At 68.9% G+C, this 16945-nt stretch carries 7 protein-coding genes and 1 pseudogene; 2 read left to right on the top strand and 6 right to left on the bottom strand.

Translation table 11 applies throughout. The features are described from left to right. Window position 1: 1 nt before the first annotated feature. Window positions 2-5242 (top strand): annotated as a pseudogene (locus tag L3Q67_RS03050) (SDR family NAD(P)-dependent oxidoreductase); the annotation flags it as partial. A 661-nt stretch (window positions 5243-5903) separates the two neighbouring features. Here L3Q67_RS03050 and L3Q67_RS03045 read toward each other — a convergent pair. Genes L3Q67_RS03045 through L3Q67_RS03030 form a run of 4 tightly spaced genes read right to left on the bottom strand, consistent with a single transcriptional unit; the run spans window position 5904 to window position 10749 of the window. Then, on the bottom strand, window positions 5904-7097 hold the full coding sequence (locus L3Q67_RS03045; RefSeq protein ID WP_499188081.1) for a cytochrome P450 family protein: 1194 nt from the start codon (window positions 7095-7097) through the stop codon (window positions 5904-5906). An 11-nt stretch (window positions 7098-7108) separates the two neighbouring features. Next, window positions 7109-8284, bottom strand: coding sequence for a cytochrome P450 (locus L3Q67_RS03040; protein ID WP_499188080.1), 1176 nt, complete (start codon window positions 8282-8284; stop codon window positions 7109-7111). A gap of 2 nt (window positions 8285-8286) precedes the next feature. Continuing rightward, window positions 8287-9345: a DegT/DnrJ/EryC1/StrS family aminotransferase gene (locus tag L3Q67_RS03035; RefSeq protein WP_499188079.1), complete on the bottom strand. Its 1059-nt coding sequence runs from the start codon at window positions 9343-9345 to the stop codon at window positions 8287-8289. Window positions 9346-9351: 6 nt separating this feature from the next. After that, window positions 9352-10749 carry a glycosyltransferase gene (locus L3Q67_RS03030; protein WP_499188078.1) on the bottom strand — a complete coding sequence of 466 codons (1398 nt, stop codon included), beginning with the start codon at window positions 10747-10749 and terminating at the stop codon, window positions 9352-9354. Window positions 10750-10900: 151 nt separating this feature from the next. Between L3Q67_RS03030 and L3Q67_RS03025 the strand changes: the two genes are divergently transcribed. Further along, entirely contained in the window at window positions 10901-13639 is a 2739-nt protein-coding gene (locus tag L3Q67_RS03025) for a helix-turn-helix transcriptional regulator (RefSeq protein WP_499188077.1), read from the top strand. 297 nt (window positions 13640-13936) lie between these two features. Here L3Q67_RS03025 and mhpA read toward each other — a convergent pair whose 3' ends face one another. Together mhpA and L3Q67_RS03015 are read right to left on the bottom strand one after the other, a co-directional pair. After that, on the bottom strand, window positions 13937-15559 hold the full coding sequence (mhpA, locus tag L3Q67_RS03020; protein WP_499188076.1) for a bifunctional 3-(3-hydroxy-phenyl)propionate/3-hydroxycinnamic acid hydroxylase MhpA: 1623 nt from the start codon (window positions 15557-15559) through the stop codon (window positions 13937-13939). A 25-nt stretch (window positions 15560-15584) separates the two neighbouring features. Next, complete coding sequence (locus L3Q67_RS03015) at window positions 15585-16754, bottom strand: 3-deoxy-7-phosphoheptulonate synthase class II (protein WP_499188075.1); 1170 nt, start codon at window positions 16752-16754, stop codon at window positions 15585-15587. Between the last annotated feature and the right edge of the window lie 191 nt (window positions 16755-16945).

Here is a 16945-nt window from a genome sequence, read left to right as displayed (position 1 = left end):
GATGCCCGACGAAGAGAAGCTCGTTGAATACCTGAAGTGGGTCACCGCCGATCTGCACGAGACCCGGCGGCGCCTCGAGGAGGCGGAGGCGGGCAGGCACGAACCGGTCGCGGTGATCGGCATGGCGTGCCGCTTCCCCGGCGGGGTGTCCTCGCCGGAGGACCTGTGGTCGCTGCTCGACGGCGGCACCGACGCGATCGGCGGCTTCCCGACCGACCGCGGCTGGGACCTCAGCGTGCTGGCCGGGGACGGCCAGGGCCAGAGCGCCACCCTGCAGGGCGGTTTCCTCTACGACGCCGCCGAGTTCGACCCCGGGTTCTTCGGCATCTCCCCGCGTGAGGCGCTGGCGATGGACCCGCAGCAGCGGCTGCTGCTGGAGGTGTCGTGGGAGGCGATCGAGCGGGCCGGGATCGACCCGGTCTCCCTGCGCGGCAGCCGGACCGGCGTGTTCGCCGGGACCAACGGCCAGGACTACGGGCACGTGCTGATCGCGTCGCAGGAGGACGTCGAAGGCCACGCCGGCATGGGCACCTCGGCCAGCGTGATCTCCGGGCGCCTGTCCTACACCTTCGGGCTGGAAGGCCCGGCGGTCACCATCGACACGGCGTGCTCGTCCTCGCTGGTGGCGATGCACCTGGCCGGGCACGCCCTGCGCAACGGGGAGTGCTCGCTCGCGCTGGCCGGCGGCGTGACGGTGATGACCACCTCGTCCAACTTCGCCGGGTTCACCCGGCAGGGCGGGCTCGCGCCGGACGGGCGCTGCAAGGCGTTCTCCGACAGCGCCGACGGCACCGGCTGGTCCGAGGGCATCGGCGTACTGCTGCTGGAGAAGCTGTCCGACGCGCAGCGCAACGGGCACGAGGTGCTCGCGGTCATCCGGGGTTCCGCGGTGAACCAGGACGGCGCGTCGAACGGGCTGTCCGCACCGAACGGGCCGGCGCAGCGCGAAGTGATCCGGGCCGCGCTGGCTTCGGCCGGGCTTTCTTCGTCCGATGTGGACGCGGTGGAGGCACACGGGACGGGCACCACACTGGGTGACCCGATCGAGGCGCAGGCGCTGCTGGCCACCTATGGACAAGACCGTCAGGACCGGCCGTTGCTGCTGGGCGCGGTCAAGTCGAACATCGGGCACACGCAGGCCGCGGCCGGTGTCGCCGGGGTGATCAAGATGGTGCAGGCGCTGCGGCACGACACGCTGCCGCGAACGCTGCACGTCACCGAACCGTCGTCCCATGTGGACTGGTCGGTGGGCAAGGTCCAGCTGCTCAAGGAACCGACGCCGTGGCCGGACGCCGGGCGGGTCCGGCGTGCCGGGGTGTCCTCGTTCGGGGTCAGCGGCACGAACGCCCACGTGATCCTGGAGCAGGCGCCGCCGGTCGAGGTGACCGCGGAACCGGCGAGCGTGCGCACGGATCTGGTGCCGCTGCTGGTTTCCGGCAAGTCCGAAGCCGCACTGGACGCGCAGATTTCGCGGGTGACGGCGCTTTCCGAGTTTTCCGCTGTCGACGTCGGCTATTCGCTGGCCACCACGCGCTCGCAGTTCGAGCACCGGGCCGTGCTCGTGGGCTCCACCGAACTGGCCCGCGGCACGGCTTCGCACCGCTCGCTCGCGGTGCTGTTCACCGGCCAGGGTTCGCAGCGGATCGGCATGGGACGCGAGCTCTACGCCCGCTACCCGGTTTTCGCGTCCGCTCTGGACGACGTGCTCGCGCACCTCGACGTGCGTGAGGTGATGTGGGGCGAGGACGCCGACGCGCTGAACCAGACGGGGAACGCGCAGCCCGCGTTGTTCGCCATCGAGGTGGCGCTGTACCGGCTGGTCGAGTCTTGGGGTGTCGCGCCGGATTACCTGGCCGGGCACTCGATCGGCGAGATCGCGGCCGCGCATGTGGCCGGGGTGCTTTCGCTGGAAGACGCGTGCACCCTGATTTCCGCGCGGGCGCGGCTGATGCAGGCTCTGCCTGGAGTTGATTCAGCGTCGCGCAGCGAATCCGTTGAGGGTGGTGGTGGGCGACGGGCGGGCGGTGCCATGGTGGCGATCAAGGCCACCGAAGAGGAAGTCACTCCGCTGCTCACCGATGCGGTGTCGATTGCCGCGATCAACGGGCCGTCGTCGGTGGTGGTGTCCGGGGATTCGGATGCCGTCGCCGCCATCGCTTCGAAGTTCGAGGGTGAAGGGCGTAAGACGAGTTCGCTCCACGTCTCGCACGCGTTCCACTCGCCGCTGATGGATCCGATGCTGGACGAATTCCGCGCGGTGGTCTCCGGACTTTCGTTCGCCGCGCCGGAAATCCCGGTGGTCACCAGTGGCGACGTGACCTCGCCCGAATACTGGGTGCGGCACGTGCGTGACGCCGTGCGCTTCGGGGATGCCGTGCGCACCCTGGTCTCCGACGGGGTCGGCGCGTTCCTCGAACTCGGCCCGGACGGGGTGCTTTCCGCGCTGGCGCAGGAAAGCCTCGAAGACGCGCCGCGCAAGGTCGCGGTCGTGCCGATGCTGCGCAAGGACCGGCCGGAGGAGAAGTCGGTGCTGACCGCGCTGGCCCGCCTGCACGTGAGCGGGGTGCGGCTGGACTGGCCCGCCTACTTCAGCGGGATGGGCGCGAAGCGGGTCGACCTGCCGACCTACGCCTTCCAGCACCAGCGCTTCTGGCCGACCGGCGGTGCCCGGCCGGAGAGCGGCGGCGCGCCGCAGCTGCCGAGCGGTCACCCGTCGCTGTTCCACCTGGACTGGGCGCCCGCTTCGGCCGCGCTGACCCCGGCCGGTGGTGCCCGGTGGGCGGTCATCGGCGCGGACGAGTTCGACATGGCGCACAAGATGTACGGCGCGGGCGAGACGATCACGGCCTACGGCGAGAAGCTGGGCGACACCCTGGTCGACGGTGGTCTCACGCCCGACGTCTTCCTGGTGTCGGTCGCCGGGCGGCTGGACTCCGGCGGGCCCGCCTCGGTGCACGAGCTGACCGGGCGCGTGCTGGCGCTGATCAAGGAAAGCCTGGAGGACCAGCGGTTCGCGAACTCGAAGCTGGTCTTCATCACCTGTGGCGCGGTCGCGCTGCCCGGGGAGAAGGTGACCGACGTCGGCGCCGCGGCGGCCTGCGGGCTGGTGCGGTCGGCGCAGTCGGAGAACCCCGGCCGCTTCCTGCTGGTCGACCTCGACGACACCGAAACCTCGCCGGCGGTCCTGCCGTCGCTGCTGTCCTGGGACGAGCCGCAGGTGGTGCTGCGCAAGGGCAGCGTCCGGGTGGCGCGCCTAGCGCGGCTGGACGTGGAGAACCTGCCGCCGCGTGAGCTGGACCCGGAGGGCACCGTCCTGCTGACCGGGGGCACCGGCGGGCTGGGCAAGGTGCTCGCGCGGTACCTGGTCGCGGAACGCGGGGTCCGGCACCTGCTGCTGGCTTCGCGGAGTGGCCCGCAGTCGCCGGACGCGGCCGAATTGCAGGCGTCGCTTTCGGAGCTGGGTGCTTCGGTGAAGGTGGTCGCCTGCGATGTGGCCGACGCGGCCGCGCTGGCGGAGACACTGGAGTCGATCCCGGCCGAGCACCCGCTGACCGCGGTGATCCACGCGGCCGGGGTGCTCGACGACGGTCTCGTCGGCTCGCTGACGCAGGAGCGGCTCGACGCCGTGCTGCGGCCGAAGGTGGACGCGGCGTGGAACCTGCACGTCGCGACCCGTTCGATGGACCTGCCGGTTTTCGCGTTGTACTCGTCGGTGTCCTCGGTGACGGGTGCCGTCGGCCAGGGCAACTACGCCGCCGCGAACGCCTTCCTCGACGCGCTGGCGGAGCACCGGCAGGGGCTCGGCCTGGCGGCGACCTCGCTGGCGTGGGGACCGTGGGCGCAGGAGAGCGGCATGACCAGCGGGCTGAGCCAGGCCGCGATGGAGCGGATCATGCGCTCCGGTATGCCGCCGCTGACGCCGGACCAGGGCATGGCCCTGTTCGAGGCGGCGATCTCGCGGTCGGACGCGTTCGTGGTGCCGATGCACTTCAACGAAGAGGGCCAGCGGTCACAGGGCGGCGCGGCTCCTCTGTTCCGGGGTCTGCTCGGCGACCCGGTTCCGGCTGCCGCGGACAAGGCGTCGGTGACGGTGCTGGACCGCTTGCGCGGCATGGACCCGGCCGGGCAGCAGGACGCGTTGCAGGAGCTGGTCGTGCAGACTTCGGCGGTGTTGCTGGGGCACAATGACGCAGGTGAGGTCGATCCGGAGCGGGACTTCCTCGAGCTGGGCTTCGATTCGCTGATCGCGGTCGAGTTGCGGAACCAGCTTTCGGAATTGCTGGGGATGAAGCTGCCGAGTTCGGTCGTGTTCGACAACAAGACGTCGTCGAAACTGGCGGAATGGCTGCAGGGCGAACTGCCCGCGGAGGCAGCTTCCGCTTCGGTTTCCAGTGGTGCCGGCGCCCAGTTGGTGGACCCGAACGACACCGTGCAGGGTTTGTTCATGAAGGCGGTGAACGAGGGCAAGGCGGTGGAAGGCCTGCGGATGCTGAAGTTCGTCGCGCAACTGCGGCCGACCTTCGACACGCCGGCGGAGCTGGAGGAGTTGCCCGCCGCGGTGACCCTGGCGGAAGGCCCCTCGACGCCGCGGTTGATCTGCATCAGCGCGCCGGGCGCGAGCGCCGGTGTGCACATGTACGCGCGGATCGCCGCTCACCTGCGGGGGAAGCGACACGTCTCGGCGTTGCCGCTGGTGGGCTTCTCGCCGGGTGAGGCACTGCCCGCGACCACCGAAGCCGCGGCGCGGGTCGTCGCGGAAAGCGTGCTGGAGGCCAGTGATGGCGAGCCGTTCGTACTCGTCGGGCACTCGACGGGCGGCACCCTGGCCTACTTCGCGGCGGCGGTGCTCGAGCAGACCTGGGGCGTGAGCCCGGAGGCGGTCATCCTGCTGGACACCCTCAGCCTGCGCTACGACACGAACGAAGGCATCAACTTCGACGCGGTCTCGAACAACTACTTCAACACCATGGATTCGCCCGCGGTCAAGATGAACAGCGCACGACTTTCGGCGATGGCCCACTGGTTCATGAAGATGACGGACATTGGTTTGCATCCGGAAGCACCGAAACTGTTGATCCGGTGCGCGGTGGAGGTGGACGGTACGGAGCTGGAAACGGCCATGACCGAGGTGCCGATCCCGACGACCGAGGTGCGGATGATCGAGGCGGACCATATGGCTATGGTGAAGGAAGCTTCGGGGCTTACTGCGGATGTAATCGAGGATTGGCTGAGTACGTTGTGATTTGGGGTGGCCACCCCGGTGTTTTAGTGTGACGACGGCGATGGTCCCTTTGTCAAGGCGGGAAAGATGCCTTGACAAAGGGACCATCGCCGTGTTTTTGGCTTAGGACCGGGGATGGGGGAGGGGTGGGCGGCCACTGAAGTTGAGCTGCTCGGATGGCCGTTTGATGCTCGTGGCTCGTGGCTTGGTGCTCGGTGGTCGCCGGGCTGCTGGGTCGCTGGCTGCGGCTTGCTGGGCTCGATTGGGCCGGGGTTCGCGGGTCGCTGGGCTCGGCTGTGCTGGGGGACACGAATGTGGCTTTGGGGGCGGATTTGGCCCCCAAAGCCACATTCGTGTCATGGCGATGGTCCCTTCGCGCCCGCGCGCCGTGAATGTGGCTTTCACGGCACATTCCGCCGTGAAAGCCACATTCACGGCATGGTCGCGGATCCCGGGGCTCGGTATGCCACTGGGCACGCCCCGGGGTGCGTATGTCCGGCGGGCGGCCTCAGGTGGGCGCGAGTGTGGAACTCGGCTGCACGAGTGGGGAATTCGGCTGCACGAGTGTGGGGTTCGGCTGCGCGGGTGTGGGACTCGCTGGGGGCGGGCGTGTTCCACGTTCGGGAAGCTGAGTTCCACGTTGGGGCGGCTGAGTTCCACGTTGGCGAGGGGGTGACATCGGCTACCAGGTGACGGGGAGGCCGCCTAGGCCGTCGGCCAGGCCGCTGCCTCGCATGTGCAGGTCGCTGACGGGGATCGCCAGGGTGAGGTCCGGCAGCCGGGTGAACAGGGTGGAGAAGGCGACTTGCAGCTGTACCCGTGCCAGCGGCGCGCCGATGCAGTGCCAGATGCCGTGGGCGAAGGTGAGGTGCGCGTTCGGCGAGCGGGTGACGTCGAAGCGTGTGGGCTCGTCGAAGGCTTGGCTGTCGAAGTTCGCCAGGGTGAAGTCGATCAGCACCAGGTCGCCGGCGCGGATGGTGACGCCGCCGATTTCGATGTCCTCGCTGGCATACCGTGGCAGCGCCGAGCCGCCGGCCTTCGCCGCGCGCAGGATTTCTTCGACGGCGTTGGTCAGGTGCTGGTGGTCGGACAAAGCCGCGTCGCGTTGGTCCGGGTTCGACGAAAGCAGCGCGACGCCCAGGTCGATGTGCGAGGCGACGCTCTCCAGTCCGGCGAACAGCAGGTTCGCGGCGATCGGGCCGACCTGTTCGTCCGTGGCGCCGTTCTGGACCATGCGTGAAATGACGTCCTCGCCGGGCTTCTCCCGCTTGCGCGCGCCCAGTTCCGCGGCATAGGCGAAGATCGCGCCCATCCCACCTTCGGCGCCGTCCCGGTCGTCGACGCCGCCCATCTGCTCCAGCGGCTCGAGGATCCGGCCCCGCTCTTCCAGCGGCACACCGATCAGTTCGCACAGCACCAGCAACGCGAACGGGAACGAGAAACCCGCGTGCAGGTCGGCGGGCCGCTCGGACTCGGCGAAGGAGTCCAAAACGGACGATGCGATCTCCTCCACGCGCGGCTTCAGGTTCAGCACGCGGCGCGCGGTGAAGTTCGGGGCCAGCCACGACCGCGTCTGTTTGTGCGCCTCCCGCGCGGCGTCGTGGTCGGGGATGATCAGCATGTCCAGCAACGGGTTGTCGACGTACCGCGGTGCCGATGGCGGGTCCAGGTGCGAACGCCCGATCCGCTCGTCCATCAGCAGCTGCTTGACCTCGGCGTAACGCGTCACCAACCAAGCCTCGTCGCCGGCGGGCGTCAGCACGCGGCAGATCGGCGCCCGCTCCTGCAGCCCGCGCAACAGCGAACTCGGCCGCAACCGCAGCAGGCCTTCCGACTCCGCCGCCAGCGACGGCAGCTCTTCCTGCGAAGTTGTCATTCCCCAGTCTCCTACCAGCAAACAGGCAGGGCATGCAGCCCGAACAGCACACCGTCGTATTTGTAGGGCAGGCCTTCGGGAGCCTCGGCCACCTTCAGCGTCGGCACGCGCTCGAACAGCTTGCGGTAGGCCACATCCATCTCGACCCGCACCAGGTTCTGCCCCAGGCACTGGTGTACCCCGTAGCCGAAGGCCACGTGGTGCTGCGCCGACCGGCCGGGGTCGAACTCGCCGGGCCGCTCGAACACCGTCTCGTCGTGGTTGGCCCCGGCCACCAGCGGCACGACGCCCTCACCGGCTTTGATCAGCTGACCGCCGATCTCCACGTCCTCCACGGCCACGCGCAGCGCCACCATGTCGGCCACCGAGTAGTAACGCAGCAGTTCCTCCACCACCCGCTCGTCGCCGATCCACTGTGGATTGTCGATCAACGTCATCGCGCCGAGTGCGATGTTGTTCGCGGTGGTCTCGTGCCCGGCGATCAGCAGCAGCATGGCCACGCCGGAGATCTCGTTCTCGTCGAGCTTGTCCCCGGCGACCAGCCTGCTGATCAGGTCCTCGCCCGGCCGCTTCTTCCGCAGCTTGATCAGCCGGTTCAGGTAACGCAGGATCTGCTGGCTGGCGTCGTCGCGCGCCTCGTCGCTGGAGCTGATGGTGACCAGGATCTGCGTCTTCGATTCGAAGAAGTCACGGTCCACTTTGGGCACACCGAGCAACGACGAGATCACCAGCGAGGGCACCGGCAGCGCGAAGTCCGCCACCAGGTCCGCCGAGTTCCCCTTGGCCAGCATGCGGTCCAGCACGCCGTCGACGATCGTTTCGACCGCGTCGCGCATCTCCTTGATGCGGCGCACGGTGAACTCGGGGATCAGCGCCTTGCGGAAGCGGTTGTGCTCCGGCGGGTCCAGCGAGACGAACCAGCCCGGCACCTCGTGCGCGGACGGCGCGCCGCCGGTGCGGCCGGGCCGGGGGAAGCCCTCCTTCGACGGGTTCGAGCTGATCTTCGGCTCGGTCAGCACCTTGCGCACGTCTTCGTGCCGGGTGACCAGCCAGACCGAGCCGCCGGTCGGGAGGGAGGCCTTGACCAGCCCGTCCAGCTTGCGGAACTGGGCGTACTCGTTCGGCGGGAACGGCTGCCCCGGCCGCCGCAGCATGAACGGGACCAGCGGCTGTTCGACACTCGACATGGTCACTCTTCCCCGTAGAACCCGCGGATCTTCCCGATGATGAAGTCCTGGTCCGATTCGGTCAGTTGGGTGTAGGTCGGCAGGTACAGACCGGTCTCGGCGAAGCGGTTCGCGTTCAGCTTCTCCCAGCCCTCGGCGAGGTAGCCCGGCTGGCGGCTCATCGGCTTGAAGAAGTACCGCGTCTCGATGCCCTCGCCGGCGAGGTACGCCATCAGTTCGTCGCGCCGGTCGGCCACCAGGTCGTACATCCACAGCACGTCCCGCGGCGGCATCAGCGTGATGCCGCTGATGCCTTCGAGACCGGTGGTGTAGCGCTTGTCGATCGCCGCGCGCCGTTCGAGGATCTCGTCCAGCCGCTCGACCTGCGCCAGCGCCAGCGCGGCCTGCAGGTTGGTGATGCGGAAGTTGTAGGCGAGCTTCTTGTGCAGGAAGTTGTGTTCCTTGCTGAAGGCCATGCCGCGCAGGTGCGCGATCTGCTCGGCCAGCCGGTGGTCGTTCGTCAGGCAGATGCCGCCCTCGCCGGAGGTGATGATCTTGTTCGCGAACAGCGAGTAGCAGGCGATGTCACCGACCGGTTTCACCCCGTGCGCCTCGGCGGTGTCCTCGACCACGCGCAGGTTGTACTCGAACGCGATGTTCATGATCGCGTCCATGTCGCAGCGCCTGCCGTAGACGTGCACCGGCATGATCGCCTTGGTGCGCGGGGTGATCTTGGCCTCGATCAGCGCGGGATCCATGTTCAGGTCGTCACCGCAGTCGACGAACACCGGCGTGGCACCGAGGTAGGTGACCGACCACGCGGAGGCGATCATGGTGAACTCCGGCACCAGCACCTCGTCGCCGGGCCCGATGCCGAGCGCGCGCAACGCGAGCGTCAGCGCGGTGGTGCCCGAAGAACAGGCCACACCGCGCTCGACATCGTTGTAGGCGGCGAAAGCCTCTTCGAACTGCCGGACGTACGGGCCCTGGGAAGAGATCCAGTTGTCGGTGACGGCCCGGGTGACGTACTCCAGCTCACGGCCTTCCAGCCACGGCTGGGAAACCGGGTACTTGTAAGCCATCGTCGTTCAGTCCTTCGCCATCGCCGGGAGGCCGAGGATGAGGTCGGCGGCCGCCTCGCGGCCACCCGCTTCGCGCTGCAACCGGGCGAGCCGTTCGGCTTCGGCGCGGAAGGAGTCGTCGGAAAGCACCCTGGTCAGCTTGTCCAGCACGTCGTCGACGTCCATCTCCCGCGGCTTGTCCAGCGTGAGGCTGATGCCGAAGGACTCCCCGCGCACGGCCTGGTCGTAGCAGTCGACCCACAGCGGCCGCATCACCTGCGGCTTGCCGAAGTAGACGCCCTCGTTGTAGGCGTTGCCGCCGCCGTGCGTGAAGAACAGCTTCACGTTCGGGTGCGCGAGCACGTCGAGCTGGGAAGGCACCCAGTTCTCGATGCGCAGGTTGCCCGGCAGCTGGTCGGCCGGCGGCAACCACTTCTGCTGCTCGGTAGGCAGTTTCCACAGCACCTGGTGTTCGCCGTCCAGGCGCCTCGCCACTTCGACCAGCGCGCCGACCTGCTCGGCGGTGAGCCGGGTGATGGTGCCGAAACCCATGTAGACCACCGAATCCTGAGCGGACAGCCAGTCCGTGATCTCGGTGTCGGCCGATTCGGGCAGCGGCGGCATCATCGCGCCGACCGTGCGCACCTTCTCCGGCAGCTCGAACGGGTAGTCCAGCTCCGGGATCGTGTTGCACAACACCAGTTCCGCCTGCTCCACGCGGACGAACTGGCCGTACGCCTCCGGAGCGACGCCGAGTTCCGCGCGGACCTTCGCGTCCTCGCCCTGGCGTGCCTTCATGTCCTTGGACATCGCCATGGTCAGCGTGCGCCACCCGAACAGCTTGTTGCTCACGCGCTGCGCGAGGGAACCGCGGAACGGCAGGCCGGAGTGCGGGATCGGGAAACCCTTCGGGGTGTACGACTTGCCGATCGGCACGTACGAGGTGAGCACGTTGCTCGGCACGAACGGCACGCTCAGCACGTACGGGATCTTCCTGGTGATCGCCAGTTCGATGCCGAACCGGCACATGCTTTCGATCACCAGCAGCGCCGGGTTGATCTTGTCCATGGCCTCTTCGAGCTTGCGGTACTTCGGCACGCGCAACCACGGGTCGTCGGTCTGCTCGATGACCGCGCGCCGGGCCTTGAACTTCGACTTCTGCGTGACCAGGCGGTAGGTCTCGTCATCCCACTGGGTCGACGAGAGTTCGTGGATCGGCTCGCCGAGGGAGAAGAACTCGACCGGGGCGCCCGCGTTCAGGCCCTCGACGGCCGCGCGGCGGTTCTCGTCGGTGGCGAACCAGAGGTCGGCGACACCCCGGCGGGACAGCTCCTCGGCCAGGACGAGCATCGGGTTCAGCAGTCCGCTTTCGGAGTAGCTGACGAACAGGATGGGGCGCTGACTCGGGTACTCGGACGACGCCATGACCGGGAGCATGGCGCACCCGCCGGAGCCTTGTCGTGGGGCTCACGGCAACTCGAGGAAAACCCCTAGTACCCCGGGTGTGCTGGGAGAATACATGATTCAGTGCAGGTGGAGGGGTGTCGATCCTGTCGATTCCAAGGGGTGCGCGAACATGGCGGACCGGGGCGCTGAACTGCCCGCCGGGCTGGTCGAGCGCGAAGCCCAGTGGGACCGCCTGACCGGGTTGCTCGGGACGGGCGGCCACGTGGTGCGCCTCACCGGACCGGTCGCCACCGGCAAGACGGAGCTGCTGGGCGCGCTGGCCGACGCGGTGGATCGGCCCCACTGTGCGGCTTCGTGCTCGCGTGCGGAACGGGCGCTGCCGTTCGGCGTGGTGCACCAGTTGTTCCGCGGGCTGAGCCTGCCGCCGGAAACCGCGGATCGGCTCGACCGCGTCCTGGAGATCGGTGCCGGGGAAGCCGACGAGCGGCAACTGGCCCGGGTGCGGCATTCGCTGTGCCGCATCCTGCTCGACCAGGCACCGATCCTGGTCACCGTGGACGACGTCCAGCACGCGGACGCCGAATCGGTCGAGTGGCTGTGCTACCTGCTGCGACGGCTCGATGACGCGGACGTCCTGCTCGTGCTGACCGAAGTGGACACTCCACGGACCGGGCACTCCCCACTGCACGACGAACTCGCCCGGCACGGCTGCGTGCACCTGGAGCTGCCGCCGTTGTCAGAAGAGGGCGTGGGTGCGCTGGCCGCCGAGCACCTGGGTGGACGGCGGGCACGGCGGCTCGCGCCGAAGTTGTACCCGGTGACCGGGGGCAGTCCGCTGCTGGTGCGGGCGATCCTGGCGGATCTGCCGGAGCAGCCGGGCGAGGTGGTGCCGGGGCCGTGCTTTCGCGAGGGATTGCTGAGCAGCCTGCATCGGTGTGAGCCCGAGGTGCTGACCGTGGCGCGGTCGCTGGCCGTGCTCGGCGACACCGCGAGCACGGCGATGATCGCGGACCTCGGTGGCCTGGGCGTGGCCGCGGTGGAGTCGGCGATCGAGCTGCTCAACGCGGCGGAGTTGCTCGAACACGGACAGTTCCGGCACCCGGAAGCACGGGCGGCCGTACTGGCGGACATGTCCACAGAGGACCGGCGAGCGCGAAGCCTCGCGGCCGCGCGCTTGCGACACGACCAGGGTGCGTCGGCCGGTGAGGTGGCGCCCTACCTGCTCGACGCCGAGGACGTGCACAGCCCGTGGACGGTGCCGGTACTGGTGGAGGCGGCGGATCACGCTCTGCGGGACGAGCGGATCGAGGAGGCGGTGCGGTTCCTCGAACTCGCGCACCGCGTGTGCCCGGGGACGCAGGAGCGGGCGGCGATCGCGGCGCGGCTGGCGCGCGCGGAGTGGCGGGTGAACCCGTCGGCGGCGGCCCGGCGGTTGCCGCCGCTGGTGCAGGTGGTGGACCGGCTCGCCGAGCCCGATGTGCTGGCGTTGGTGCGGCAGTTGTTGTGGGACGGCCGGTTCGCCGAGGCCAAGCGGGCGCTGGAAGTGGTGGAGAAGCAGGACCGGCCGGTGCTGTGGGATGGTCGGGGTGGCGAGGACGCGCGGGCGATGGAGCTGTGGCTGGCCTGTTCGCACCCGGCTTTGGCGACGCGGGGGCAGGTGCCGGTCGATTCGGCGAGGCGATCGCTCGACCTGACGACCAGGCCCTCGTTGAAGGCGACCGCGGCCTTGGCGGGCGTGCTGGCGTACGGGCCGGGCGAGCAGGTGGTGACCGACGCCGAGCAGGTGCTGGAGGCGGCGCGGCCGAGCGACAGCCTGTCGTGGGGACCGGAAACGGCGATGTCCGCGTTGCTGGCGCTGGTCTACGCGGACCGGCTGGAGGTCGCGCAGACGGCATGCGAGCGGTTGCTGGCGGAGTCGCGGACGCCGGTGAGCCGGGCTTTGTTCGCGGCCGCGCGGGCGGAGATCGCGGTCCGGCGGGGTGAGCTGCCGGTGGCCGTCGATCAGGCGCAGACCGCGCTGGACCTGCTGCCGCCGACGGGCTGGGGCGTGGGCGCGGGCCTGCCGCTGGGCTCGCTGATCACCGCGCTGACGCGGATGGGCAGGCACACCGACGCGGCGAAGCAGCTGGAGCAGTCGGTGCCGGAGGCGATGTTCCAGAGCCGGCACGGACTGCACTACCTGGCCGCGCGCGGGACGCACTACCTGGCCACGACGAGGCACTACGCGGCACTGGCGGACTTCCTGGCCTGTGGTGAACTGATGACGAGCTGGGGCCTGGACATGCCGGGCCTGGTGCCGTGGCGGACGAGTGCGGCCGAGGCGTGGCTGCGGCACGGCAACCGCGACGAGGCCCGGCGGCTGATCAACGAGCAACTGGCGAAACTGGGCCCGGGCGGTTCGCGAACGCGGGGAACCGCGTTGCGCCTGCTGGCCGCGACGAGCCAGCCGCACACGCGACCGCAGTTGCTGGCGGAAGCCGTGTCCATTTTGGAGGAACACGGGGATCAGTACGAGCTGGCTCTGGCGTTGGCCGACTTGAGCCGTACGCACCAAGCGCTGCGTGAGCATCGCCGGGCTTGGACGATCGCGCGGCGCGCTTGGCATGTGGCGAACGCCTGTGATGCGGCGGAGTTGTGTGAGGAGTTGTTGCCGAGCCGGTCTTCGAAGCCGGAGATGTCGAAGCGGAAGACGCCTGCTGCCAAGGGGATCGATGCCCTGACTGACGCTGAGCGGAGGGTGGCTGCGCTGGCGGCTGTGGGGTATACGAATAGGGAGATCGCGAACAAGCTGTTCATTACGCCTAGTACTATTGAGCAGCACTTGACGCGGGTTTACCGGAAGTTGAATGTGAAGTACCGGAAGGATTTACCGGCGGATTTGCTGACGGATTTGGCTGGGACGGCTTGATTGGGTGCTCCACCCCGGTTTTTTATTGCGCCGTGTTTTGGGCTTTGGACCGGGGTGGGGAAGGGGGAATGTGGGTGGTGCTGGTGGGGTGCTTGGGTTTCGGTGGGAGCGTGGTTTCGTTGGGATGCTCGGGAGCGAGCCTTGGGCGCGAATGTGGCTAGGGGTGCGCTGGGTACGGATGTGGCATCGGGGGCACCTGATGACACGAATGTGGCTTTGGGGGCGGAATCGGCTCCCAAAGCCACATTCGTGTCGCGGGAGGGGGCCGGCGGTGTCACGAATGTGGCTTTCGGGACATCAGGGTAGGGCGGGGACCTTGGCGGGGGCGGTGAGGTGGGTGCGCAGCTCCCGGACCAGGGTGGACAGGTCGGCGCGGTCGGTGGCGCCGCCGAAGAGGTAGAAGTCCGGGCGTACCAGGGCACCGACCTGCTTCGCCGCGGCCAGGTACGGCAGGTAGACGTTCTGCACGTCGACCACCTCGTGGGGTTTCACGTCGTCCGGCGAGGTGTCCGAGGGGAGGACGCGCACCAGGTGGGCGCCGATGTTGTCCAGGAACTCCAGGTCTTCGCTGTCCAGCACCGAGAAAGGATCAAAAGTCGAAATCAACACGAAGCCTCGGCCGACGATGTCGTCGAAGAGGCCTACCGCGCTGCCTCGGGCGACTTGGCCTTGCGGGCTCAGTTCCCCGGCGGGGCCCAAGGGGGCGCCGGAGGAGTTCAGGCGGATGACGCCGGCTTCCAGCGAGTAGAACGAGGACGAGTCCTCCGAGGAGGAGCCGTCGGCGGACGGTGCGGTTTGCATGCCGAGCAGGTGGGCGTCCCGGTTGGCGGCGGCGACGGTGTCCAGTTCCGAGATGATCTTACCCATCTCGACCGACACGTTGATCGCGTGCCGCACCTGCGGGTCGCGTTCGGCGGGGTACTCGTCGAGCAGGGCGGGGTCGGAGACGCCGCGCAGGACCAGGTCCAGTTTCCACGCCAGGTTCGCGGCGTCCCGCACACCGGAGCACATGCCTTGACCGGCGAACGGCGGCATGAGGTGGGCGGCGTCGCCCGCGATGAGGACTCGGCCTTCCCGCCACTTGTCGGCGATCCGCGCCTGGAAGGTGTACATGGTGTGCCGGCACAGCGTCGCGTTCTCCGGCGTCGCGTCGAAGCGTTTGAGCAGGCGCCACACGTTTTCCGGCCGGTTCATCCGCTCGACCGTCTCACCCGGCAGCCGCCGGAACTCCCAGCGGCGGTGGCCCCGGCCGCTGGCCACCATCGTCGTGGGCCGCAGGGGGTCGCAGATCTGGCGGTCGTTCGGGTGGAACTCGCGCGGCTCGTTGAACAGCACGTCGCACAGGAGCCAGTCCTGCTTGAAGCCGAGATCGGTGTTCGTGGAGCCGATGTGCTCGCGCACGAAGCTGTTCGCGCCATCGCAGCCGATGACCCAGGACGCGGTGATCCGGTCGTATTCGGAGTTCGGCCCAGGCGCTTCGACCTCGACGTGGTCTTCGTGGTCGACCAGGCCGATGGCGGTGTGGCCGGTCAGCACCTTCAGCGTCGGCAGCTTCGCGGCCTGCTCGGAGAGCGCGGCTTCCAGGGTGGGGTGGTGGATGACCACGGCGGGTGGCCAGCCGTCACGGCCGGTTTCGAACGGGACGTCGAAGCGCATCAGCCGCTGGCCGTCGGCGTTGAGGAACTCGTACTCGCCCAGCCGTTCGTAGATCTCCGGCAGGGCTTCGCCGATGCCCGCGGCGGCGAAGTTGCGCGCGGTCTCCCCGTCGAACCCCTTGACGCGCGGGAACGGGTACGGCTCCGGCCAGCGCTCCAGCACGATCACCCGCCACCCGCGCTGGGCGAGCAGCATGGACAGGGTCTGACCGGCCGGTCCGTTGCCGACGATCACCACGTCGGCGGTCGTCCTGGGTTCTGGCATGAGTTCCATCCCGCTCGCGTCAGTATCAGTAGACGGTGTCGATCAGTTCGAAGGCCTGTTCCGGGTTCAGCCGCGGATCGCACAGCGACCGGTACCGGGCACCGAGCTGCCGCTCGCCGGCCACCGGCCCGCCGACGCACTCGGTCACGTCCTCGGCCGCCACCTCCAGGTGCAGCCCGCCCGGGTGGGCGCCCTGCTCCTCGACGATCCGGGTGAACGCGGCGGCCTCGTCGATGATGTCGCTCAGGTACCTGGTCTTCTGCCCAGTTTCGGCCCGGACGGTGTTGCCGTGCATGGGATCGCTCAGCCAGACCACCGGGTGCCCGGCCTGGCGCACCGCCCGCACCACCGGTGGCAGCGCCCGCTCGATCGCGCTGCCCATCCGCACGATCAGCGTCAGCCTGCCGGGCTCGCGGTCGGGATCGAGCAGTTCACACAGCCGCAGCGCGGTTTCCGGGTCCGTGCCCGGGCCGACCTTGCAGCCGATCGGGTTCGTCACCGACGCCAGCAGGTGCACGTGGGCGTGGTCGAGCTGGCGCGTGCGCTCGCCGATCCACGGGAAGTGGGTCGAGCCGAGGAAGTCGCCGCCCGGTCCACTGCGGACCAGCGGGCGTTCGTAGTCGAGGACCAGAGCCTCGTGACTGGTCCACGGGCCGCTGTGCGACTCGGGTTCCCAGTGCGTGCGCAACGCGCCGAGCACCTCGGAACTGGCGTGGTAGGCCCACAGCATGCGGCGCGGATCGTGCTGCCTGCTCGCGTGGTCCGGTTCGGCGGAGTTGATCAGGTGCCCGCGGAACACCGGCACTTCGACGCCGTTGACCGTCTCGAACGCGTTCGACCGCGGTTTCGCGTATTGCCCCGCCATCCGTCCGAAGCGGACCACCGGCTGCGAAAGCTTCTTGCCGAACAGGTCGCCCAGGTCGTTGAGCACGGTGACTTTGGCGGCTGTGCGGGAAAGGCTCGCGTCACCGAAGCTTTCGGCGCAGTCGCCCGCTTGCAGCATCCGCGCGGATCCCTCGGCGACAGCGGCCAGCGCGGCTCTCACCTCGGCCAGTTCCCCCGCGGTGACCAGTGGTTCGGCTGCCGCCAGCCGCCGTTGCGTGCGCTCGAAGTCGGGGTGGTGCCGCCAGTTCGGCTGCTCGGCCGCGGGAAGCGGATCGAGGCCGCTGCCGATCCGGCGCATGGTGGGCTGCATTCGGCACCATCTCCTGCGTTGGCACTGACCTTTTTCGACACGGTTGGTGGGCTGTCAACGGTGGAAAATGTGCACGAAAACGGACGCTACCAGCCACCGGAGCCCGGATCGGCGCGAGCGCGCACACACTAGGGAAATGACTGCACCCCGCAGAAGATAGGGGGGTCATAAGGGGGTGATGCAGGGAAATA

The organism is Saccharothrix sp. AJ9571, from assembly GCF_021725495.1.
Lineage (GTDB): Bacteria > Actinomycetota > Actinomycetes > Mycobacteriales > Pseudonocardiaceae > Amycolatopsis > Amycolatopsis magusensis.
This window is presented reverse-complemented; position numbering and strand designations above follow the sequence as displayed.